At 66.1% G+C, this 21166-nt stretch carries 18 protein-coding genes; 7 read left to right on the top strand and 11 right to left on the bottom strand.

Going from position 1 to position 21166, the window contains the following annotated elements:
- Positions 1 to 266: 266 nt before the first annotated feature.
- Positions 267 to 1946 (top strand): glycoside hydrolase family 13 protein, encoded by a 1680-nt coding sequence (locus C1H84_RS17450; RefSeq protein ID WP_113608151.1) that lies wholly within the window; start codon positions 267 to 269, stop codon positions 1944 to 1946.
- A gap of 111 nt (positions 1947 to 2057) precedes the next feature.
- Positions 2058 to 3071 (top strand): LacI family DNA-binding transcriptional regulator, encoded by a 1014-nt coding sequence (locus tag C1H84_RS17445; RefSeq protein WP_113608144.1) that lies wholly within the window; start codon positions 2058 to 2060, stop codon positions 3069 to 3071.
- A gap of 119 nt (positions 3072 to 3190) precedes the next feature.
- On the opposite strand, the gene C1H84_RS17440 is transcribed toward C1H84_RS17445, so the two are convergent.
- The gene (locus C1H84_RS17440) at positions 3191 to 4561 is read right to left on the bottom strand and encodes an MFS transporter (protein ID WP_053797810.1); all 1371 of its coding nucleotides are present in this window, start codon (positions 4559 to 4561) and stop codon (positions 3191 to 3193) included.
- Between the two features lie 279 nt (positions 4562 to 4840).
- On the opposite strand from C1H84_RS17440, the gene C1H84_RS17435 reads away from it, so the two are divergent.
- Complete coding sequence (locus C1H84_RS17435; RefSeq protein ID WP_113608143.1) at positions 4841 to 5536, top strand: IclR family transcriptional regulator; 696 nt, start codon at positions 4841 to 4843, stop codon at positions 5534 to 5536.
- 105 nt (positions 5537 to 5641) lie between these two features.
- On the opposite strand, the gene C1H84_RS17430 is transcribed toward C1H84_RS17435, so the two are convergent.
- From C1H84_RS17430 to C1H84_RS17420, 3 genes are all read right to left on the bottom strand, one after another.
- Complete coding sequence (locus C1H84_RS17430) at positions 5642 to 6871, bottom strand: MFS transporter (RefSeq protein ID WP_231735969.1); 1230 nt, start codon at positions 6869 to 6871, stop codon at positions 5642 to 5644.
- Between the two features lie 158 nt (positions 6872 to 7029).
- Entirely contained in the window at positions 7030 to 10134 is a 3105-nt protein-coding gene (locus tag C1H84_RS17425; protein ID WP_113608142.1) for an AAA family ATPase, read from the bottom strand.
- Positions 10131 to 11297 (bottom strand): exonuclease SbcCD subunit D, encoded by a 1167-nt coding sequence (locus C1H84_RS17420; protein WP_113608141.1) that lies wholly within the window; start codon positions 11295 to 11297, stop codon positions 10131 to 10133. The genes C1H84_RS17425 and C1H84_RS17420 overlap by 4 nt, the downstream gene beginning before the upstream one ends.
- Positions 11298 to 11349: 52 nt before the next feature.
- Between C1H84_RS17420 and C1H84_RS17415 the strand changes: the two genes are divergently transcribed.
- The gene (locus tag C1H84_RS17415; protein WP_052772310.1) at positions 11350 to 12291 is read left to right on the top strand and encodes an ADP-ribosylglycohydrolase family protein; all 942 of its coding nucleotides are present in this window, start codon (positions 11350 to 11352) and stop codon (positions 12289 to 12291) included.
- A gap of 71 nt (positions 12292 to 12362) precedes the next feature.
- Here the strand turns inward: C1H84_RS17415 and C1H84_RS17410 are convergent, their stop codons facing one another.
- The 5 genes from C1H84_RS17410 to C1H84_RS17390 all read right to left on the bottom strand — a co-directional run bounded on the left by C1H84_RS17410 (position 12363) and on the right by C1H84_RS17390 (position 16187).
- Positions 12363 to 12752 carry a hypothetical protein gene (locus tag C1H84_RS17410; RefSeq protein ID WP_053797806.1) on the bottom strand — a complete coding sequence of 130 codons (390 nt, stop codon included), beginning with the start codon at positions 12750 to 12752 and terminating at the stop codon, positions 12363 to 12365.
- Positions 12753 to 12848: 96 nt separating this feature from the next.
- Positions 12849 to 13850 carry a 3'-5' exonuclease gene (locus tag C1H84_RS17405; RefSeq protein ID WP_047118776.1) on the bottom strand — a complete coding sequence of 334 codons (1002 nt, stop codon included), beginning with the start codon at positions 13848 to 13850 and terminating at the stop codon, positions 12849 to 12851.
- Between the two features lie 331 nt (positions 13851 to 14181).
- Positions 14182 to 14865, bottom strand: coding sequence for a hypothetical protein (locus C1H84_RS17400; RefSeq protein ID WP_231735970.1), 684 nt, complete (start codon positions 14863 to 14865; stop codon positions 14182 to 14184).
- 8 nt (positions 14866 to 14873) lie between these two features.
- Complete coding sequence (locus C1H84_RS17395; RefSeq protein WP_113608140.1) at positions 14874 to 15791, bottom strand: ABC transporter ATP-binding protein; 918 nt, start codon at positions 15789 to 15791, stop codon at positions 14874 to 14876.
- Positions 15792 to 15827: 36 nt separating this feature from the next.
- Positions 15828 to 16187 (bottom strand): GntR family transcriptional regulator, encoded by a 360-nt coding sequence (locus C1H84_RS17390; RefSeq protein WP_047118773.1) that lies wholly within the window; start codon positions 16185 to 16187, stop codon positions 15828 to 15830.
- A 333-nt stretch (positions 16188 to 16520) separates the two neighbouring features.
- Between C1H84_RS17390 and C1H84_RS17385 the strand changes: the two genes are divergently transcribed.
- Genes C1H84_RS17385 through C1H84_RS17375 form a run of 3 tightly spaced genes read left to right on the top strand, consistent with a single transcriptional unit; the run spans position 16521 to position 19641 of the window.
- Positions 16521 to 17189, top strand: a complete 669-nt coding sequence (locus C1H84_RS17385; protein ID WP_113608139.1) for a DUF4956 domain-containing protein — start codon at positions 16521 to 16523, stop codon at positions 17187 to 17189.
- A complete protein-coding gene (locus tag C1H84_RS17380; RefSeq protein WP_113608138.1) occupies positions 17186 to 17977 on the top strand; it encodes a polyphosphate polymerase domain-containing protein in 792 nt (263 codons plus the stop codon). The genes C1H84_RS17385 and C1H84_RS17380 overlap by 4 nt, the downstream gene beginning before the upstream one ends.
- 11 nt (positions 17978 to 17988) lie before the next feature.
- A complete protein-coding gene (locus C1H84_RS17375) occupies positions 17989 to 19641 on the top strand; it encodes a CotH kinase family protein (protein WP_113608137.1) in 1653 nt (550 codons plus the stop codon).
- A gap of 114 nt (positions 19642 to 19755) precedes the next feature.
- On the opposite strand, the gene rdgB is transcribed toward C1H84_RS17375, so the two are convergent.
- Both rdgB and rph read right to left on the bottom strand, forming a co-directional pair.
- Positions 19756 to 20391, bottom strand: coding sequence for an RdgB/HAM1 family non-canonical purine NTP pyrophosphatase (rdgB, locus tag C1H84_RS17370; RefSeq protein WP_113608136.1), 636 nt, complete (start codon positions 20389 to 20391; stop codon positions 19756 to 19758).
- Positions 20388 to 21122: a ribonuclease PH gene (gene rph / locus C1H84_RS17365; RefSeq protein WP_113608135.1), complete on the bottom strand. Its 735-nt coding sequence runs from the start codon at positions 21120 to 21122 to the stop codon at positions 20388 to 20390. The genes rdgB and rph overlap by 4 nt, the downstream gene beginning before the upstream one ends.
- Positions 21123 to 21166 lie beyond the last annotated feature (44 nt).

Below are 21166 nucleotides of genomic sequence, written 5' to 3'. Positions count from 1 at the left end.
GGGGTGTCCTTTCGTGACAACTTTGTCCAGAGGACCGGATCGACTGCGAGTCACCGCGGTATGGGCCGGTCGGTTCTTTCGAGTGCGAGTGACAACTCGAATGTAAGCGTTTCCAGAGTGGCATAGATCATGCTTTTTGACAAGAAATTCATGTAAATCAGTCATTTTCGCGCCAGATTCCCCAAAACAGGCAACACCTAGCGGCGTCTACTAGGCCGATAATGTAAGCGTTTACATATGCCGAAAATTCGTTTATGGTTACCGTCATGACTGAAATCCGCTCCCTCGCAGAGACCCGAGAGCCCGAGGCGGCTACCGATTGGTGGCGCTCTTCGGTGATCTACCAGATCTATCCGCGCTCCTTCGCTGATGCGAACGGCGACGGCATGGGTGATCTACCAGGAATCACTGCACGGCTGCAATCCTTGGCAGACCTCGGGGTCGATGCCATTTGGCTGTCCCCCTTCTTCAAATCCCCCCAGAAAGACGCCGGCTACGATGTCTCCGACTACTGCGATGTGGATCCCCTGTTCGGGACGCTGGAAGACTTCGATGCCATGATTGCCCACGCCCACGAGCTGGGGCTGCGCGTCATCGTGGATCTGGTGCCGAATCACTGTTCGGATCAGCATCCGTGGTTCCAGAAAGCGTTAGCCTCCGCACCGGGGTCCCCGGAGCGTGAACGTTTCATTTTCCACGATGCGCCGGATGCGGGGCTTCCGAACAACTGGGAATCGGTATTTGGCGGTCCCATGTGGACGCAGACAGTCAACCCAGATGGCACCCCGGGGCAATATTATCTGCACATCTTTGATTCTTCGCAGCCGGACTTCAACTGGCACAACGATGAGGTCCGGGAGATGTTCCGCGACGTGCTGCGGTTCTGGCTGGACCGCGGAACGGACGGCTTCCGGGTGGATGTAGCCCATGGACTGATCAAATCCGATGGGCTGCCGGATTACGTGGTAGACCCGGCCGCTGCGTCGATGGGCGGCACCGAGGAGCTGGCCCCGTGGTGGGGCCAAGATGGCGTGCATGAAATCTACCGCGACTGGCGCAAGGTGCTGGATGAATACGAAGGTGATCGCGTGCTCTGCGCGGAAGCCTGGGTCAGCCCGTTATCCCTGATGGCCAAATGGGTTCGTTCCGACGAAATGCACCAGGCCTTCAATTTCCCGTACTTGTCCTGTAGCTTCAACGCCGCTCAAATCCGCGCGACGATCGACGAATCGCTGCAGGAGTTCGCAGCAGTCGGCGCACCGAGCACCTGGGTGCTGTCGAACCACGACGTGGTCCGCCATGCAACTAGGCTCGCGCTAACTGAGGACAATCCCCAAGGCGAGGGCATAGGCCCACTGACACCGAACCTCCCGGATCCCGCCATCGGCCTGCGCCGCGCCCGTTCCGCCAGCACGCTGATGCTCGCGTTGCCCGGCGGAGCCTACTTGTACCAGGGCGAGGAACTCGGGCTCCCGGAAGTCGTCGAGCTGCCCGACGAGGCGCGCCAGGACCCCACGTGGTTCCGCACCAACGGCAAACGCTACGGCAGGGACGGGTGCAGGGTGCCGATTCCGTGGGAAACAGGAGCACCCGCTGCGGGCTTCTCCCCTACTGGAAACAGCTGGCTGCCGCAGCCCGCGGGGTGGGAAGACTACGCCCGGGACGTTCAAAGCGCGACCCCCGACTCCACCCTGAACCTCTACATATCTCTGCTCCGACTGCGCCGCAATCACGATCTGGGGCTGGGGACACTGGAATGGCTGGACACCGGCGACCCCGACGTTCTGGCCTTCAAGAACAATGACGTGGTGGTGGTCTCCAGCTTCGCAGGCTCCGAGCGCGAGCTGCCTGCCTGCACCATAGACTTGACCGTCATCGCCTCCAGCGCACCTCAGCCGTCGGAACGGCAGATCGCAGCGGAATCCACTGTATGGTTACGCGGCTGATCGCCCCAGCAGGTAGTCTGGTGAACAGGGCGCGACTGGCCTTCCCGGTTCCGTCGCGCCCAGTCAAACCTATATTGTATTTTCATCCACCACTGTGTCGGAAGGAATTTCTTGGCCGGCATCAAGGACGTAGCCCGAGCCGCGGGCGTCTCCGTGGCGACCGTTTCGCGCGCGCTTTCCGGACGCGGCAACGTTTCCCCTAGCGCGCTGGCCGCGGTCCAGCAGGCCGCCCACGATCTGGGGTACGTGGTATCTTCCACCGCCTCGGGGTTGGCCTCCGGGCGCACCCGGAACATCGGCGTGCTGGTACCGGTAATCAACCACTGGTTCTACGCCAGCGTGCTGGAGGGCATCTGCACGGCCCTGATGCGCGAGGGCTACGACACCACGCTCTACCAGCTGACCAAGGATCCCGCACAGCGGCACCAGATCTTCTCCGATTTCCTGCAGCGCCAACGGGTCGACGCAGTTATCGCAGTGAACGTCGAACTCAGCGAGACCGAAGTGGTGGCCCTGCACGCACTGGACAAGCCGCTGGTCGGAGTAGGTGGTCCGCTGCCGGGTGTCCCGACGTTGCAGGTGGACGACGAAGCGGTATCCGCGCTGGGCACTGCGCACCTGCTGTCCCTGGGGCACACCCGGGTGGGCTACATCGGTGGTTCATCGGAAACCGATGTGGATTTCCGTGTCCCTTCCCACCGGCGCATCGGCTACGAACGTGCGCTGGCCGAAGCTGGCATCGACCTCGATGAGGCTCTGTGCGTCGGCGCAGACTTCACGATGGCCCAGGGATACACGGTGGCCAAGCAGCTGCTGGGAAACCCGGATGCCCGTCCCACCGCCATCTTCGCAGCCAGCGACGAAATGGCTATCGGCGCCATCCTAGCTGCCAGGGATCTGGGGATGCAGTTGCCCCGCGAGCTTTCGGTGGTCGGCGTGGACGACCACGAACTGGCCGAGTTCTTCGGACTGACCACCATCCGGCAGCTTCCGCACGAGCAGGGTGAACTCGCCGTTGCGATGCTGCTGCGCGCCATCCGCAAGGAGGAACCAGCACGGGCCCACACGCTGGGCCACGAACTGATCGTACGCAACTCCACCAGCCGGCCGCCGGCCGACCATTAGCCACTCCTGGAAGCAGCCCTATCTGCTCCCAGGTTTACGTCCCGAAAAGGGCCAGGCGGCCCGCGTCGAACGCGGGCCGCCTGGGCCTTGGATAGCTGCGCCGGCATCGGCGGCTGAGACTAGTTCGAGTGGTGCTTGCGCTCGACCTCTGCCTCGTGGGCGGCCGCGGCCGCCAGCTCCTCGTCGATGTCCTCCACGTGCAGGTTGCGCCCGCGGGTCTCGCCGACCCACAGCACAGCCGCCACCGAGATGATGGTCAGCACCATGATGTAGATGGCGATGGAGATCGAGTTGCCGGTGGCTTCGAGCAGGATCTGCGCCACGGTGGCAGCGAACGCGCCGCCGAGGATCGCACCCAGCGCGTAGCCAATGGAGATGCCCGAGTAGCGGATGTGCGCCGGGAACATCTCGGCGTACATGGCCGACTGCGGCCCGTAGGACAGGCCCAGACCGATGGTCAATACGAAGACCGCCACGCCGTAGAGCATGATGTTGCCGGTATTCACGAGCAGGAACATCGGGATCATCCAGACGAACACCAGCGCGTAGCCGATCACAAATGTCGCGCGGCGGCCGATGACGTCGGACAGCCAACCGCCAACCAAGGTGAAGATCAGCCAGCCGAACGAGCCGATGGTGGTCGCAAGCAGGACCGGCGCGACCGGCATCTTCAGCACGGACGTGGTGTAGGAGATGAAGAACGCGATCACCAGGTAGCCGGCGGCGTTGTTCGAGATGAAGATCAGTGCGGCCTGGATCACCTGCTTGAAGTTGCTCCGCATGAGCTCCTTCAGCGGGGTGTGCTCCGAAGCCTTGCGCAGTGCCATCTGCTTGAAGATCGGGGATTCCTCCACCGCGCGGCGGATCATGTAGCCGACGATGATCAGCACGACGGACATCAGGAACGGGATGCGCCAGCCCCATGCCTGGAACTGCTCGGGAGTCATCGAAATGCGCAGGACGTACAGCAGACCGGTCGCCAGGATCATGCCCAGGGGCACACCGATCTGCGGGAAGGCACCGAAGTAGCCACGACGGTTATTCGGGGCGTGCTCAACGGCCATCAGGGCCGCGCCGCCCCACTCGCCGCCGGCCGAGAAGCCCTGGATGATGCGCAGCGCCACGAGCATGATCGGTGCCGCGATGCCCACGGCAGCGTAGGTCGGCAGCACACCGATCAACGCGGTGGCTACACCCATCAGGATCAGTGTCAGGACCAGAATGCGCTTGCGTCCGTAGCGGTCACCGAGGTGTCCGGCGACGATGGCGCCCAGCGGGCGGAAGAAGAAGGAAATGCCGATCATGGCGAAGGAGAGAATCTGTGCCAGACCCGGGTTCGATTCGCCCAGCGGGGCGAGGAACAGCGGAGTCAGCAGCGTTGCCGTCAGCTGGGCGAAGATGAAGAAGTCGTACCACTCGATCGTGGTGCCCACCAGGGTGCCGGCAAGGACCCGGCGCTCCTCCTGAGTGCGCGAAACGTTCTGAGACATAGTGAATGATCCCTTGATGCGAATTAAGTTACCGACCGTTCGGACAGTTACGTAGACAACACTATAAACGACAAGTGAATCACCTCACAACATGGAGTGATGCATATTTCATGGCAGCGAGGTCCGGGTCACGATAAATCCCCGGGTTACCCGCGAAATTACCGCACCGTCCGGACAATCTGTTCTAATAGAGAACACGAGGACCAGAATCCCCATTCGCTCGAACCAACGGTGCCCGGCCCTGTCCCTGGTCCGCCCCGCGCCAGAATGACTATCGACATGCCAACTTCACAGACACTTTCCCGAGGCATTCGCGTGCTGGAAATCGTCGCCGCCTCATCGACCTACCTGTCCATCGCCGAGGTCGCCGCCGAGCTCGAAGTGCACCGCTCGATCGCCTACCGCATTATCCGGACGCTGGAAAACCACCGGTTGCTGAGCCGGGACGAGGCCGGGCTTATCCGACCCGCCTCCGGACTTGCCGTGCTGGCTCGTTCGGTGCAGCGCGATCTGCAGGCCGCGGCGACGCCCGAACTGACCACGCTGGCCAACAAGCTCTCCATGACCGCGTTCCTCGCGGTGTGGGAACACGATTTGTGCACCACGCTGCAATCCGTGGAACCGCTGCATTCGCACAGCGCCATCGTGCACCGGCCCGGATCCGTGCACGGCATGGACGTCGGCGCCGCAGGCATCGCCATCCAGTCTATGTACACCAAGGAACAGTGGCAGGCGCTGGATACAAAGATCGAATACCGGGCGCAGGCGCGCGAAGCCCGGATCGACGGATACGCCACGAGCGAGAACGAGGTCATCCAAGGCGTTGCGTCCATCGCCGTGCCGATCCCCAGCCCGCTCACCACCCCGGCGTCGCTCGCAGTGGTATTCGCGGCCAGCACCGTCACCGACCGGAACAGCGTGATCCGCGCACTGAAGGAAGCAGCGCTGAACATCGCCGAGGAGCTGGGCAGCTAAGCGCCAGCCGGCTGGACACGCTGGCTGAAATACGAGCGCGAAAAACAAACCCGCCGATGGAATCCGGAAATTCCATCGGCGGGTTCGTGCGTGAAGCTGCAGGTCCTAGCGGACGCGCTTCAGGGAGGCGGCCCGGGAGGCGAGGACCTTCATGATCACGCCGGCCAGCAGGATCACGAAGGCTCCCCCGGTGGCGACCCAGAATGCTCCGAGGTAGCCCAGCGAGTCGGCCAGCAGGCCTGCCAGTCCGTTGCCGATGGCGGTGCCCACGACGATGCCCGCCGAGAGCATGGTCATCACGGTGGACAGTCGCTGCGGCGGCGCGACCTCGCCGCCAAGGGTCATCACGGTCACGATCACCGGGCCCACCGCGAAGCCTGCCACGAACAACGCGGCCAGCATCCAGGGGGTCGAATCGGCCACGTGCAGCCCGAAGCTGAGCACGCTCAGCGCGGCGCCGCAGGCGATCCAACGGCTGATCTGGCTGAAGCCCTGCGGCCAGGCGGCGACGGAAATCGCGGCGATGGCGCTGGAGACGCCCATGGCGCCGTAGAGCAGGCCGCCCTGGTTCGAGTCGCCCTGCGCCCCGGCGAAGGCCAGGGTGCCGGCGGCGGTTGAACCGAAGACGGTGCCCAGCGCGATCATGCTCAGCACCAGCGAACCGATCGCGGCCACCTGTCCCGCGGTGATCTTCACCTTGGCGGCGGAATGGGCGGCGGCTCCCGGCTGCAGACCCCCGGCGGTGCGGTGCATGGCGAACAGCGGCACGAGCACGATGGTCAGCGCGGCGGCCAGATACAGCGGAAGCACCGGGGAGACCAGCGAGGCCAGCAGGCCGACCGCCACCGGTCCGAACACGAAGCCGAGCTCGTCGAGCATGGATTCCAGGCTCAAGGCGGCGGTCAGCGTCTTGGGTTTCTGGTTCTGCCTGCGGGACATGGCGATCCAGCGGACCCTGGACATCGGGCCGACCTGCGGACCGGTGGCTCCGGCCAGCAGGCTCAGGGCGACCAGGGTTCCGACCGCGAGCTCGGAGCCGGAATTGGCGAACAACGTGAAGGTGACCAGCAAGATGGTGTGCAGCACCGCGGCGGCCAGCAGCACCGGACGCTGTCCGCGCCGGTCGGCCAGGTAGCCGATGCTCGGCCCGCCCACGGCCGAGCCGAGCCCGACCATCGCAGCGGCCAGGCCGCCGAGGCCGTAGGAACCGGTGTTGGCGGTGACCAAGGTCATCGAACCGATGGTGAGCATGGCCAGCGGAAGGCGGGCCAGGAAGGTCAGCGGAATGTATGGCAGTCCCACCATGGGGACCAGCGCCGAATATCCGGATTTCATCGCGGATTCCTCAGCATTTTCGCGCGACAAGATATGTTGAGACAACACAACTCCATGACGAAGCGTGCGTCGTCCCACACCCCCCGACGCACAATCTGCCCAAATATGCCGATTGGCACTATCCTCAACATAGCCAGCCCCACCGGACATGTCCAGTTCTAGATGGACACCAGCGGCTGCACCTCGCGTTCGATGCGCGAACCATGCTGGGTCTTCACCACCGTCACCCGGTTGGTGATCCGCTGCTTCATCTCCGCCACGTGCGAGACCAGGCCGATGGTCCGCCCGCCGGCGCGCAGGTTCTCCAGCGCGCTCATGACCTGCTCCAGGGTCTCGGCGTCCAGCGAGCCGAAGCCCTCGTCCACGAACAAGGTCTGCATGTCAACCGCGCCGGAGTGGTGCGAGATGACGTCGGCCAGCCCCAGGGCGAGGGCCAGCGAGGCCATGAAGGTCTCGCCGCCCGAGAGCGTCTGGGTTTCGCGGTGCTTGCCGGTCCAGGCATCCAGCACGCGCAGGCCGAGCCCCGACTTGTTGTTGCCCTGCTTGGAGTCGTCGTGGTGCAGCGAGTAGCGCCCGCCGGACATGACATCCAGGCGCTGGGAGGCGGCCACTGCTACCTCCTCCAGGCGCGCGGCGAGCACGTAGGTGCTCAGCGTCATCTTGTAGAGGTTTTCTCCCCCGCCGCGGATGACGTCGGCCAGCCCGCGAAGCCGCCGGTAGGCCTCGATCACCGGCCCTGAATCCGCCCTCAGCGCCTCCAGCGCCGCCACCGACTGCTCGTGCCGGGTGGCGGTGCTCTGCGCCAGCACTTCGCGCTCGCGGGCCTGCTCGAAATCGGCATCCGCCTGGGCCACCGACTCGGCGGCCAGTTCGAGATCCAGTTCGGTGGGAGGCTCGATGCCCTCGGCGGCCAGCTTCGCGGCGCGACGGCAGTCCTCCGAGGCTTCCAGGGTGGTGATGGAGCTGGCCCGGTCGGCATCCGCTGCGGCCAGCGCGCGCAGCTGTGCGCGCTCGGCCTGAGGAAGCAGCGCGGCCTCGTGGGCGGCCTGATCCGGGAAGCCTGCGGCCTTGCGCTCGGTGTGCCAGGTGTTCTCCGCCTTCAGCGCCGCCGCATCGGCCTCGCGATAGTGGTAGACGGCGTTGTGCCCCCGGGTGTAGTCGGCCACGGCCCGCTGCAGCTTGTCGACCAGCTGCTCCAGGCTGTCTTGGCCCTGGCGGACCTTCTCCAGCTTGGCATCCAGGTCCGCAAGCTTCTCGGCCAGCGCCTCGGCGGCCTTCACCGCGGCTGCATGCTCCACCGCTGCCTGCGTGGCGCGCTCCGCTTCCGATTCGATCCGGGTGCGCAGCTGATCGATTTTTTTGATCACCGCGGCGATCCGGGCCTGTTCCTGCTCGGCGGTCTCCAGCTGCTTGGCGCCGGCGGCCAGTTGCTCGCCGAGCACGTCGACGGGCTGCCCGGCGGCCGCTTCGCTGGCGGCCTCGAACTTGGTGACGGCGATGTCTCGTTTGCTGGTGGCCGCATCCAGTGTGGCGCGTTCGGCGCGGACTGCGTCGTCCAGCCGCTGGATCTGCTCGTCGTCGACCAGCTCCGCCCCGGCATCGGCCTGGGCGGGGTTCGGATGCTCGGTGGCGCCGCAGACCAGGCAGGCCTGGCCGTCTTCCAACGCCGCGGCCAAGCGCAGGGCACTCTGTTCCAGCTGCTGGCGCTGCAGCGCAACCAGCGACTTTTCAGCCTCGACAACTTTCAGGCTTTGTGCGGCGAAGTCCGATTCGGCCGTTGCCACGGTCTTTTCCAGCTTGTCGCGGGTCTTCGCATGCTCCAGACGGCTGGCCAGCAGCTGGGTGGATTCGCGCAGCTGCTGCACCAGCGCGGCCGCGGATTCCTGGTCCAAATCCTGTTCTTCCAGAGCTGAGCGTTCGGCGCGCAAGACGGCAAGCTGCTGATCGGCTGCGGTTTTGGCGCTCTGCTGGGCGGCGACCTGGGCGGTGAGCGCGTCGAGCTTGGACACGAGCCCGGCACGGCCGGCCTCCTCAGCGGCCGCGTCCTTAGCCCGGGTCAGCTCCGCTTCGTTGTTCTTGAGCAGCTTGGCCAGCCGCTGCTGGGTGTCGGCGTCGGCCTGGCCGGTGACATCCCATTCCTTGGCAAGCTTGGCCTGGATCTCGCGCCAGGCAGCGGCCGTGGCCCGGTGCTTCTGCGCGGCCTGGTCGGCCTGCTCCTTGTAGGCCTTGACGGCAACGGCCCGGGCATCGCGGTCGAGTTTCTCCCCGGCGGCTTCCGCGGCCGGATGCTGTTCGGCATAGGCCGCCTTCAGCTGCGCCAGCTCCTGCCGGCGGGCGAACACCCGGACCTGCTCGGCCAGGTTGGCCGAACGCTCCCGCGCGGCGGACAGCTTGGTGCGCAGCTGGCCTGCGGCGTCGGCGAGCCGGTGGTGGGTTCGCACGATCCGCTGCTGGTAGGCCTCGAATTCCTGCTCCACGCCGATTGCCTCGGCGGCCGGGTCGTCCCCGATTTCCTCCGCGATGTCCACGGCGGGCTCGGCGCCGCCACCCGTTTGTGCAACCGGTTCGAGAACCTCATGGACGGCCAGGAAGCCAGTGGCGTCGGCGCGGATCGCATTCTCGCTGGCGGCCAGCGTCGATTCCAGCGCCTCGGTCTTCTGACGCTCGGCGGCCAGGCGTGCGGCGAATTCGACCTCGATGGCGGCATAGTCGCTGGTGTCGAAGAGGTTGGCCAGCAGGTCCTCGCGGTCCTTGGCCTTCGCGCGCAGGAAATCTGCGAAGCCGCCCTGCGGCAGCATCACGACCTTGGTGAACTGGTCGCGGTCAAGTCCCAGCAGCCCGCCGAGCACCTGCCCGACCTCGTCGTTGCGGGTGGAGAGCTGTTCCCAGGCGCCGCCGGTGAATTCGCGCAGCAGGCTCACTGCCTTCTGCTCGGTGACCTTGTTCTTGCCGCGCTTGGCCGGGCGCATCCACGCCGGGGAGCGGGTCACCTCGAAGCGGCGGTTGCCAATGGTCAGTTCGCAGACCACCTGCGGTTCAAGCCCGGCGGCGGCGTGGTCCGAGCGGATCTGGCGGCTGCCGGTGCGGTTGCCGGGCAGCGAGCCGTAGAGCGCATAGCAGATGGCATCCAGGATGCTGGACTTGCCGGCGCCGGTGGGTCCGTCGAGCAGGAACAGCCCGCCCTCGGCGAGCTCGTCGAAGTCGACCACCTCGGTTTCGGCGAACGGGCCGAACGCCTGGATCTGCAGCTTGTGGATTCTCATCGGCTGACCTGTGCCTCTCGGGTGCGCTGGATGACTGACTGGAGGATGTCGCGTTCGGCTTCATCGGCGGCGCGTTCGCGTACGTGCTCGATGAAGTCCTGAACAACCTCCTCGGTGCTGGCTGCCTTGGCCAGCCGTTCGGCGTAGCTGGTCGGCTTGTCCTTGTCCTCGATTCCCTGCGGGTCGAAGTTCAGCACCACGGTGTCCGGGAAGCGGCCGCGGACCGCCTGCATGGCGTCGGCAGGGCGTTCCGGGTCGGTGAGCGTGACCTGGCACCAGGCGTCCACCGCGTATTCCAGCTCGGGGTCCGCCAGCAGCTGCTGCAGCTCGCCGCGCAGGATCACCAGCTGCTTCGGGACACCCAGCAGCACCTCCTCGATGCCGGCAATCCCCTGCGGGCCGGTTTCGATAATCCACACGCCCTTCTTGTGGTTCGCCTCGGAAAAGGAATAGGCCAGCGGCGAGCCCGAGTAGCGCACATGCTCGCGCACCTGCTGGCGGCCGTGCAGGTGGCCCAGGGCCGAATAGTCGAAGTGCTCGAACAGCTCCACCTGGACCACGTCCAGGTTGCCGGTGCTCAGTTCGCGTTCCGAATCGCTGCCGACTCCCCCGGCGGCGAACAGGTGGGCCAGCGACACGCAGACCACCGCGGTGCCCTCGGCGCGCAGCTGTTCGAGGTGCTCGTCGATGCGGGTGATGGCAGCGGCCACCACCGCCTGGTGGGTGGCCTTCTGCACGCCCAGCTGGTCCATGACCATCCGCGGCTCCAGGTACGGAATGCCGTAGATCGCCACCCGGTGGTCCGGCGCGTCGAGCACCGCCGGCTGCAGCATGCGCTCGAGATCCGCGATGATGTGCACCCCGGCGGCGTCCAGCAGGTCCGCGCCGAAGTTCAGCCGCGAGGCGGAGTCGTGGTTGCCGCTGGTCATGATGATCCGCGCCCCGGTGCCGGCCAGCTCGCGCAGCGCCCAGTTGCACAGCTTCACCGCATCCACGTGGGGCAGCGCCCGGTCGTAGATGTCCCCGGCAATCAGCACCGCGTCGATGTTCCGCTCGCGGGTGATGTCGATGATCTCCTGGAGGACCGCCCGTTGGGATTCAAGCAGAGAAGCGCCGTGGAAGGTGCGGCCCAAATGCCAGTCTGAGGTGTGAAGCAATCGCATAAAACCCACCTTATGCAAAACCACCGACACAAAGGACATTAGACTGGGAGATGTGAATGAAACCGGTGAAATTGCACTCCTGCCAGAGAACTACTCAGACAAGGTGTTCGCCATCCTGCTCGGCTTGGCCGACGGCGCAACCCACGCCCGCGACGACATCGATCCCGGTGCCACCGAAATCCTCCCGCTCTACCTGGCCGACGGCCTGCTCGAAGCCCTCGAATGGGCCAACGACGGGGTGGCCAGCGACGAAGCCGCCTGCATGTGGCTCGCCGCGCTGCGCGGCTACAACAAGCTGGCCGGGTCCTTCCCGGACAACGCCCCGCAGCCGCTGAACCGCTGGATCGACGAGGAATTCTCCCGCGTGGAGATCTTCGAGACGATCCACCCCGGCGACCCGCTGAACCTTGCCGGCCTGGACTCCAAGGACATGGGCCAGCCCGGGCGCCCGACAGGTCCCGGCGCCGACTCCACCGGCGTGCTGCCGCGCGCCGCGATCGCCGCGCTGCTCGGGCGCGTGCCGGTGAGCACCACCGCGACCCTGGCCCGCGCTGCCGCGTACCTCACCCACGACGCCCAGGCCGCCGAGACCTGCATCGCCGCCGCGAAGATCATCCGCTCCGCCATGGAACGCGGCGAGGACGCCGCCGCCGAGTGGCAGCAGCTGCTGGAGCCGCTTCAAGGCACCGCCGCGCAGGCGCTGCGCGAGATCGTGTCCCGCGTCGGCGAGGGGCTCGGCCAGTCGCCGGTCGACGCCTACAACGCCTACTTCGCCGAGGACGAGCAGGAGCAGGCCGAGGAGGACTCGGACATCGCCGCCATGCCGGCAGCTTCCTCCCAGGCCGAGGTGGTCCGCGATCCGGAGGTCGACGCCTACGCGGTGGCCCTGCTGTCGGCCATCCACGGCTCGGATGCGGTGGGCGAACGCCCAGCCAGCGCGCTGGATGACATCATCTCCGAGCTGCACGACCGCTGGATGGCGCTGCTCGTCTAGCCCGCACCAAGCCCGGATAAAAAACGCCGCGCACCCTTCGGGGTGTGCGGCGTTCTGTTTTAGGTGGCCTGCTATGCGTGCGTGCCGTGCGGGTCGGCGCTTCCCGGCTGCGTGGTGCGCAGTCCCGGGGCGAAGCTGAGGAACGCTGCGGCGGCTCCGGCCAGGCCCAGCCACAGCGCGGTGTCGAACACGGTTTTGGCGACGATCCCGCATTCGCCGGCCGCGGCGCCCAGATCCAGTGCCCCGGCGGGCATGCCGCAGGCGGCCCCCTGGAAGGAGAGCGGACACAGCATGGCCAGCGCTGCAGCGCCGGTCAGCAGGACCGCGGCCCCGGCGATGCAGGCGCCGCAACGGGCCATGCGGGTGCGCCGGGCCAGGAAGATGGCCAGGCAGGCGGCGAAAAGCAGTCCCGCCAGCGACAGGACAAAACCTGCCGGCGGTTCGGAAAGAAAATCGATCATGCACAGTGCTTCGTTCGGCGGCTAGTTCAGTGCAAACCTATCAGCTGCGCGGCGTGCCGGAGGTGAACACCAGCGGTATTCCCAGTGAACTGGCACCTAGGCGGTCAGCCCGAAACCGCCGACCATCTGCAGGAATTCGCCCTCGGAGATGATGGACACGCGCTGGCCCTTTTCGCGCAGGCGCAGCACGTGTTTGGCCTTGTTGGTCAGCCGGCCGGTGGCCAGATCCTGCGGGACGAAGCCGTCGCCGACCACCAGTGCGGTGGTGGCGCGGGTGACGCGGGATGCCGACTGGGCGCCGTGCTCGGCCGCCATTTCCTTGGCCTTGGGCCGCGGCAGGCTCAGGTTGCCGGTGAACACGATGACCTGGCCGTAGAGCGGGTGGCTGGGATCCGAATCCAGGTTCGGCTGCGGGTTGGGGCCTTCCTGCGGCCAGTTGCCGAACTCACCCTGCGGGGGCAGCGGGTTGCCGGAGGCAAGCCAGCCCTGCGCGTCGCGGGTGGCACGGGAAAGCGCGTCGCCCGGGTTCCAGGCCTGGGTCAGGCCAAGCCCCACGCGGTAGTGGTCGGCGGTCTGCAGCACCGAGCTGGTGCCACTGCGCTCGGCCATGTCGATCATCGCCCAGGCGCAGGCCACGGAGTCGGCGAGCGCCTCGTGGTGGTTCTCGATGGGATGGCCGGCTTCTTCGGCCACGAACGGCAGCGAGTAGCTGGGCAGGTCGTAGGCCTTGCGGGAGAGCTTGACGGTGCACAGGTGCGCGATCTGCGGCACCGGGCGCTCGCTGGCCTCGGAAGCCGCGCGGATCACCCCGGAGTCGAAGGCGGAATTGTGCGCCACGAGCACGTCGGAGCCGACGAAGTCCAGCAGGTCAGGCAGCTTCGTATCCACGCGCGGAGCGTCGGCGACCATGTCTGCGGTGATGTGGTGGATGGAGACGTTGCGCGGGTCGAAATGGTCGAACCCTGCCGGCGGCTTCATGAGCCATTGCTCGGTTTCAACGATGCGCCCGGAGCGTACCTTGACCAGGCCGACCGAGCAGGCCGAGCCGATAAAACCGTTTGCTGTCTCAAAATCTACTGCAGTGAAGTCCAAAGCCACGCCACACAGTTTACTCTGCTTTGCAGCTCCTGGCTGTGACGCAGGCCCGGTGGGGCGCGCTCCCGGCGGCACCTTCTCGTGGGCGGGCGGGTTGCGGGCCGAGTTGCCAAGGTGCCGCTCCAGATCCCCGCATCTTCGTGGTGACCAGTGTTTTCATCGGTATTCGGACGGCCTGCCGGACCGCGACTACTTTCTGGTTTCCGCATCCACCCCGCAAGGCGTCTCACATGGCCGCACGACGAGCGGGCATGGCAACGGCGGACCGGGGTCCTGCCGCATTCCGCACAGGCTTCCCGGTCCGCCGTATCTCCAGGACTTCGTCTCCCGTGCCCTAGATGGTGGCCTTGCGCAGGGTCAGGTAGGACGATCCCGCCAGCAGGACGGCCAGTCCTGCGCCGAGTGCCGTGACCCCCGCCGCGGTCCAGCCTGCCAGCCAGCGGCCGACCTCGGGCCAGCTTTCGGTCAGCGTGATCAGCGCAACCGTTCCCAGCAGGGCAAGCCCCAGTCCGATGGTGAAGACCAGCACTCCGGTGGTCCGCCAGCGCATGTACAGCGTCGCGGCGTAGAAGCCGACCATGAACAGCAGCACCGTGAGCATGAAGTAGAACAGGATCTGCGTCAGCCAGTTGTTCTCGGCGATCCACTGCAGGGCGAAGAACCGGCCGTCCACTCCCCAGCCACCGGTGGCCTCCTCCAGCAGGCCCATCAGGTAGTAGAAGACTGCCAGCACCATGGCGCAGCCGCCGAACAGCGCGAGAGTTCCCAGGTAGAAGCTGCGCCGCGAGACGCTCATGGCCATCGCGAACGGGAAGGTGAGCGTCAGGGCCTGGATGCCGAGGGCCAGGAAGTACCACATGGGCGCCTGGGCACCTCCGCCGTAGAGGGTTCCTTCGCCTCCGCCGCGGCGTACCAGGTACCAGACGGCCAAGGTGAACAGGAACGATCCGGCCAGCACGATCAGGGGGATGCCGATGAACGTCCACTTGTTGATCAGTTGCATGCGTGCGACTTTCATGATGCGGCTCATTTGATGGCCTGCCTCTCGGTAGTCTGTTCCCGGTCCGATTGGGAGCTCAGCGTGCTGCGGACCACCAGCTGCTGCAGCGATACGGGGCTGAGTTCCAGCCCCAGGATCTGCGCCCGTGCGCGCTGTTCGGCGGTGAGCCGGGCGCGGATGGAAATACTGGCCAGCGAGCCCAGTGCATCGCGGTGGATGACCGGGTAGCCGGCGATGAATTCCTCGACCTTCTGGGCGCTGCCGGTGACGGTGACGGCCGCGCCCTGCAGATCCTCGGCCTCGGAATCGATGATGATCCTGCCCTGGTCGATCACGATCACGTGCTCCAGCAGGTTGGCGACCTCGTCGATCAGGTGGCTGGAGAGCACGATGGTGCGCGGGTGCTGCGCGAAGTCCTCGACCAGGCGGTCGTAGAAGATCTGCCGGGCCACGGCGTCCAGTCCCAGGTAGGGCTCGTCGAAAAAGGTGATCTCGGCACGCGAGGCCATCCCGATGATCACGCCCACCGCGGAAAGCTGGCCGCGCGAGAGTTTCTTGATCCGCCGATTGAGCGGAAGGTTGAAGGCCTTCACCAGGTCCTGGGCGAGCTGCTCGTTCCAGTTCTCGAAGAAGATAGCCGCGGCGCTGAATGCCTGTCGGACCTTGAAATCGTCAGGGTACTTCTGCGATTCGCGGATGAAGCACAGCCGCGCCAAGGTGGGGTCATGCTCAAAGGGTGTGTGCCCGAAAATTTCAGCCGTGCCCCGGTCCGCGAAGTTCTGCCCGGTGAGGATGGACATCAACGTGGTTTTGCCCGCTCCGTTGCGTCCGAGCAGCCCGTAGATCCGGTTCGGCGCGAGATTGAGGCTGACCCCATCCAGCGCCCTGACATCCTTGTAGGTCTTGGCCAGGTCCCGGGTGGTGATGGCTGGTGTTTCACTCATGGCTCATTCCTGCCTGTGCTTCTAAGTCCGGCGGTGTTAACCGGCCGAGGTTGATTTGATCATGGCAATCAGTTCATCCATTTCGATCCCGAGCTTGGCCGCTTCGGCGGTCAAGGGGGTGACGAACTGTTTGGCGAAGTGTTCCCGGCGGCTGCTGCGCAGCTTGGCCGGCGCGCCCTGGGCGACGAACATTCCGATGCCCCTTTTCTTGTACAAAAGCCCCTCTTCCACCAGCCTGTTGATGCCCTTGGCGGCGGTTGCCGGGTTGATCCGGTAGAAGGCGGCGAACTCGTTGGTGGATGGAACCTGCGACTCTTCGGGCAGGGTTCCGGAAATGATGTCGTTTTCGATCAGTTCGGAAATCTGCATGAAGATCGGCTTGGAATCATCGATCATCTTTGCTCCTCTCCACGCCCGATCCCACACCTCACTTAGTGGGTTCGTTACTCATGTAACTAACCATAGGACCTTGGCAATGGTGACGCAATACCTCGGGGCGAATGGATTCTAAGAATTCTTAAACTGCTTGCTCAAGCAAAGTCGTCCAACGCCCGGATTCCCGCAAAAATCCAGCGATTCCATTCACAGCAAAGAGCTCCGCCGGAAGCCCGTTGACCCGAATCTGACCTGCGCCTTAGGTGTTTCAGGAGGCAGCCAAAGAAAGCACACAGTCACTGGTACAAAGCTGAAAGCGCCCCTCCCCAACGTCCCATCCAAGGAAGAAACCCCATGAATATCCTGCTTTTCGCCGCCGTGGACCTGGTAGCCATCGCGGTGCTGGCCATCGGCCTCTACCTGCCCCGGCATCGACGACGCGATCTGGTGGTGTCCTACTTCGGCATCAACATCGGCGTTTTCGCCGTGGCCGCGGCCCTATCCGGCAGTTCCGTCGGCATCGGCATGGGACTCGGCCTGTTCGGCGTTCTGTCGATCATCCGCCTGCGTTCCACCGAGCTTGAGCAGCATGAGATCGCCTACTACTTCTGTGCCCTGGCCATCGGCCTGATTGCGGGCATGGCCCCGGATCCGCTGTGGCTGCCGATCGCGCTGATCACGCTGATCCTGCTGGTCATGTTCGCCGCCGACGGCTCCAAGGTGCTGCCCCGCTACCGACACCAGGAAATCGTCCTGGACCGGGCCGTGGGCGGCGACGAGGAGCTGCACGCCTATCTGTCCTCGGTGCTTCCCGGTGCCCGGATCCACCAGTGCACGGTGCAGCAGGTGGACCTGGTCAATGACAAAACGATCGTCAAGGTCCGCTTCTCCGCCGCCGCGCCGTCCAGCGGGCTTGGCGGCCCTGCTTCGGCCAGACCCGTTCCGCCGCTGCCGCGCACGAAGCCGGCCGGCACCGCACTGACCGCCGAAAACCACGAAGTCATCTCCCAGGAGTCGCGATGAACCGGGAAATCGTCACGGATTGGGTCCATCAGCTTCCCTCCATCACCTTGGAGGAGCTCAACGACAACGCGGCCCTGCAAACCCGTGTCGACCGCAAGTACATCCTCACCGCAGCGCAAGCAGGTCAGCTGCTCCCGGTGCTGGCCGCCGGGGCCCAGGTGCTGCAGATCGACCAGCTGCGCAGTTTCAGGTACTCGTCGGTCTACTTCGACACCCCCGAATTGGCCAGCTTCCACCTCGCGGCCCACCCGCGGCGGCGGCGCTTCAAGGTCCGCACCCGAAGCTATCTGGACACCGGAGCCTGTTTCCTGGAAGTCAAGACCGAAGGCGCACGGGAGCAGACGGTCAAGGAGCGCATCGAACACAACCCGGCTGAACGCAGCAATTTGGACGCCGAAGCCCGCGACTACGTCCGGCAGACGCTGGAGCACGAACTGGGCGACTGCCGAATCGACGTGGAACTGCTCGCACCGGTCATCGAGTCCTCCTACCGGCGCACCACGCTCTACCGGGCCGAATCCGGCAGCCGCGTCACGATCGACGAGCAGCTGCGCTGGGCCGATCCGCTCGGGCGCGGCCTGCTGCGCTGCAACGAGGTGGTGCTGGAGACCAAGTCGGCGCTGAATGCCGGGGAGGTCGACCGGCTGCTGTGGCGCCACGGGGTGCGCCCCTCGCGCATCTCCAAGTTCGCCACCGGAATGGGCCTGCTGCACGCAGGGCTCCCGGCGAACCGCTGGCACCAGAGCACCAAATACAAGATCACCACCGAGTTTTCCCTCCAGGACTAGGAGCACGGAACATGTATCCCCGCGACAAATTCACGCATTCCGCCCCCGACGGTCCCCGGCGCGGCGCCCGCAACCTGATGACCATGGCCGCGACGCTGTCCATCGCCGCCATGGCGCTGGCCGGATGCAGCCCGGTCCCCGGCGCCCAGGCCTCCGACGGCATCGTCAACACCCAGGTCAGCGCCGAGACCGCGAGCTTCTTCAACAGCGACTCGGTGCACGAGATCAACGTCGAGGCCGACGAGCAGGACGTGGCCGCAGCGCTGGAGGCCTATGAGTCGGAGCAGTCCAAGGAATGGATCAGCGCAACCGTCACCATCGACGGCACCGTATTCCTGAACGCCGGCCTGCGGCTGAAGGGCAATTCCACGCTGCGCCAGGCGGACACCGGTTCGGACCCGCAGGACCTGCCCTGGCAGATCCGGCTGGACAAATTCGTCGACGGCCAGAGCTACGCGGGCCGCACGCAGTTCGTGGTGCGCACCAACACCTCGCAGACCTCGCTGAACGAGGCAGTGGCGCTGGCGTTGCTCGGCGAGGCGGGGCTGGCCACCGAGCAGGCGGCGGCCACCCGGTTCACGCTGAACGGCTCCGCGGCCCAGCTCCGACTGGTCATCGACAATCCCTCCGATGAGTTGTACAGCGCGGCGGTGTTCACCGGCGAAGGCATCACCTACAAGGCCGATTCCAGCGGCGACTACTCCTACCGAGGCGCCAGCGGCAGCGACTACGACAGCGCCTTCAGCGTGGAGTCAGGGGCCGAGGACCTGACGCCGATCGCCGAGTTCCTAGACTTCGTGAACAACTCCTCCGACGCGGACTTCGCCGCGCAGCTGGCCGAGCACCTGGACGTCGACCAGTTCGCGACCTATCTTGCGATGCAGGACCTGGTCGCGAATTCCGATGACATCGACGGGCCGGGCAACAACTCGTTCCTGCGCTACGACACCTCCAGCGGCACGATGACCGTGGTCGCGTGGGACCAGAACCTGTCCTTCGGCGGCATGGGTGGCATGGGCGGTGCTCGCGGCGACGCCGACGGCCCAGTCGGGAGCGGCCCGGGGACCGACGCGATGCTCGAACGCTTCCTTCCCGCCGGCGCGGATGTGCAGGCGGCGACGGCGCAGATCACGCAGGGAATCTTGCCCGAGGGCGCGGCCCTGCCCGAAGGCATGAAGCTCACCGGGGACACCACCTTGCTGCAGGTGCTGCAGCAGCTGGCCAAGGGCGAGATGCCCGCCGGCCTGTCACCGCAGGACGGGCAGGGCCCCGGGCAGCAGGACGCAGGCGGATCTGCCGACCCCGGGGCGCAGGGCGACGGGCAGGGCGATCTCCAGGCAGGGCGCCCGCGCGCAGCGAACGACAATCCGCTGGTCACCCGGTTCCTGGCCAACACGGACTTCAGTGCCAAGGTCGAACAGGCGAAAACCGAACTGACCGCGAAGCTCTACGATTCGGGGGCGGCGCAGCAGATCCTGGACACCTGGAGCGCGCTGCTCACCAGCCAGGCAGACGACCTGGTCGACGCGGATACGGTGGCATCGGAGGCGGAAGCGATCAGCGCCTACTTCACCAAGGACACCGGCTCGGGCGCGGGCCAGGCGCCGGGTCTGGTTCCGGGGCAGGCTCCGCAGCGCGGTTCCCGGCAGGACGAGGCGACGTAAAACACGGCGGACCCCGACTCCGGCCAGTCCTGAACCATCCAGGGGCAGGAAAAAATCCGGCATCCCGCCACTGCGAGGCGGAAGGATGCCGGATTGTGATGTTGCGGCCGGCTGCTAGCGGGCGGCGAGCGCCCTGGTCACCTCGTCGATGATCACCGGCAGCAGCGCGGCGAACGCGCGGGCGCGGTGCGAGATGGCGTTCTTCTCCTCGGGGGTGTGCTCGGCCATGGTCTTGCCGGAGCCCTCGGGTTCGAAGATCGGGTCGTAGCCGAAGCCGTGGGATCCGGCGCGCTGGGTGCGCAGCACTCCGGCCGAGGTGCCCAGTTCCACGTGCTCGGCACCGGCCGGGGTGGCCAGCGCGGCGGCGCAGACGAACTGCGCGGCGCGGTGCTCTGCGCCGATATCCCCCAGCTGAGCGAGCAGCAGGTCGATGTTCGCCTCGTCGTCGCCGTGCACGCCCGACCAGCGGGCGGAGAAGATGCCCGGGGCGCCGCCCAGCACGTCGACGCTCAGCCCGGAGTCGTCGGCCAGCGCGATCAGCCCGCTGGAGGCGGCGACCTCGCGGGCCTTCTTCAGCGCGTTGCCGGCGAAGGTGACCTGGTCCTCGACCGGGTCGCTGGCCCCGGCGGCGGCCGCGTCGATCACTTGGGTGTCGACGTCCAGCCCCGGCACCTTGCCGCGCAGCAGCTCGCGCAGTTCGCGCAGCTTGCCGGCGTTGTGCGAGGCCAGGACCAGCACGGGCGCGCTCACTGGGCGGCCCGCAGGGTCTCCCGCTGGATCTGCGCGAGCTCGTTGGTGCCGCCCAGGGCGAGGTCCAGCAGCGCGTCCAGCTCGGCGCGCTTGAACGGCGCGCCCTCGGCGGTGCCCTGCACCTCGACGAAGTCGCCGGAGCCGGTGACCACGACGTTCATGTCGGTCTCCGCGCGCACATCCTCCTCGTAGGGCAGATCAAGCATCGGGGTGCCGTCGATGATGCCCACCGAGATCGCTGCCACCGAGTCGGTCAGCACCGTGGCACCGGACTTGAGGATGCCCTGGGCGCGCGCCCACTCGATGGCTTCGGCCAGCGCCACGTAGGCACCGGTGATGGCGGCGGTGCGGGTACCACCGTCGGCCTGCAGAACGTCGCAGTCCAGCACGATGGTGTTCTCACCCAGCTGCTTGGTGTCCACCACGGCGCGCAGCGAGCGGCCGATGAGGCGGGAGATCTCATGGGTGCGCCCGGAGAGCTTGCCCTTGACGGATTCGCGGGAGTTGCGGGTGTTGGTGGCGCGCGGCAGCATGGCGTATTCGGCGGTGACCCAGCCGGTGCCCTCGCCCTTGAGCCAGCGCGGCACCCCTTGGGTGAAGGAGGCGGTGCACAGCACGCGGGTGTTGCCGAATTCAATCAGGGCCGAGCCTTCGGCCTGGGCGGACCAGCCGCGGGTGATGGTAATGTCTCGAAGTTGCGCGGCGCCTCGGCCGTCGGCACGTAAAGTCATGCTTCCATCCTATCCACTGGCCGGGCTCCGCCGCGCACATCGGG

Source organism: Glutamicibacter soli, from assembly GCF_003309065.1.
In the GTDB taxonomy this organism is placed as follows: Bacteria; Actinomycetota; Actinomycetes; order Actinomycetales; family Micrococcaceae; genus Glutamicibacter; species Glutamicibacter soli.
Note: the sequence above shows the minus strand (reverse complement) of the source record. Positions and strands in the feature narration are given on the sequence as shown.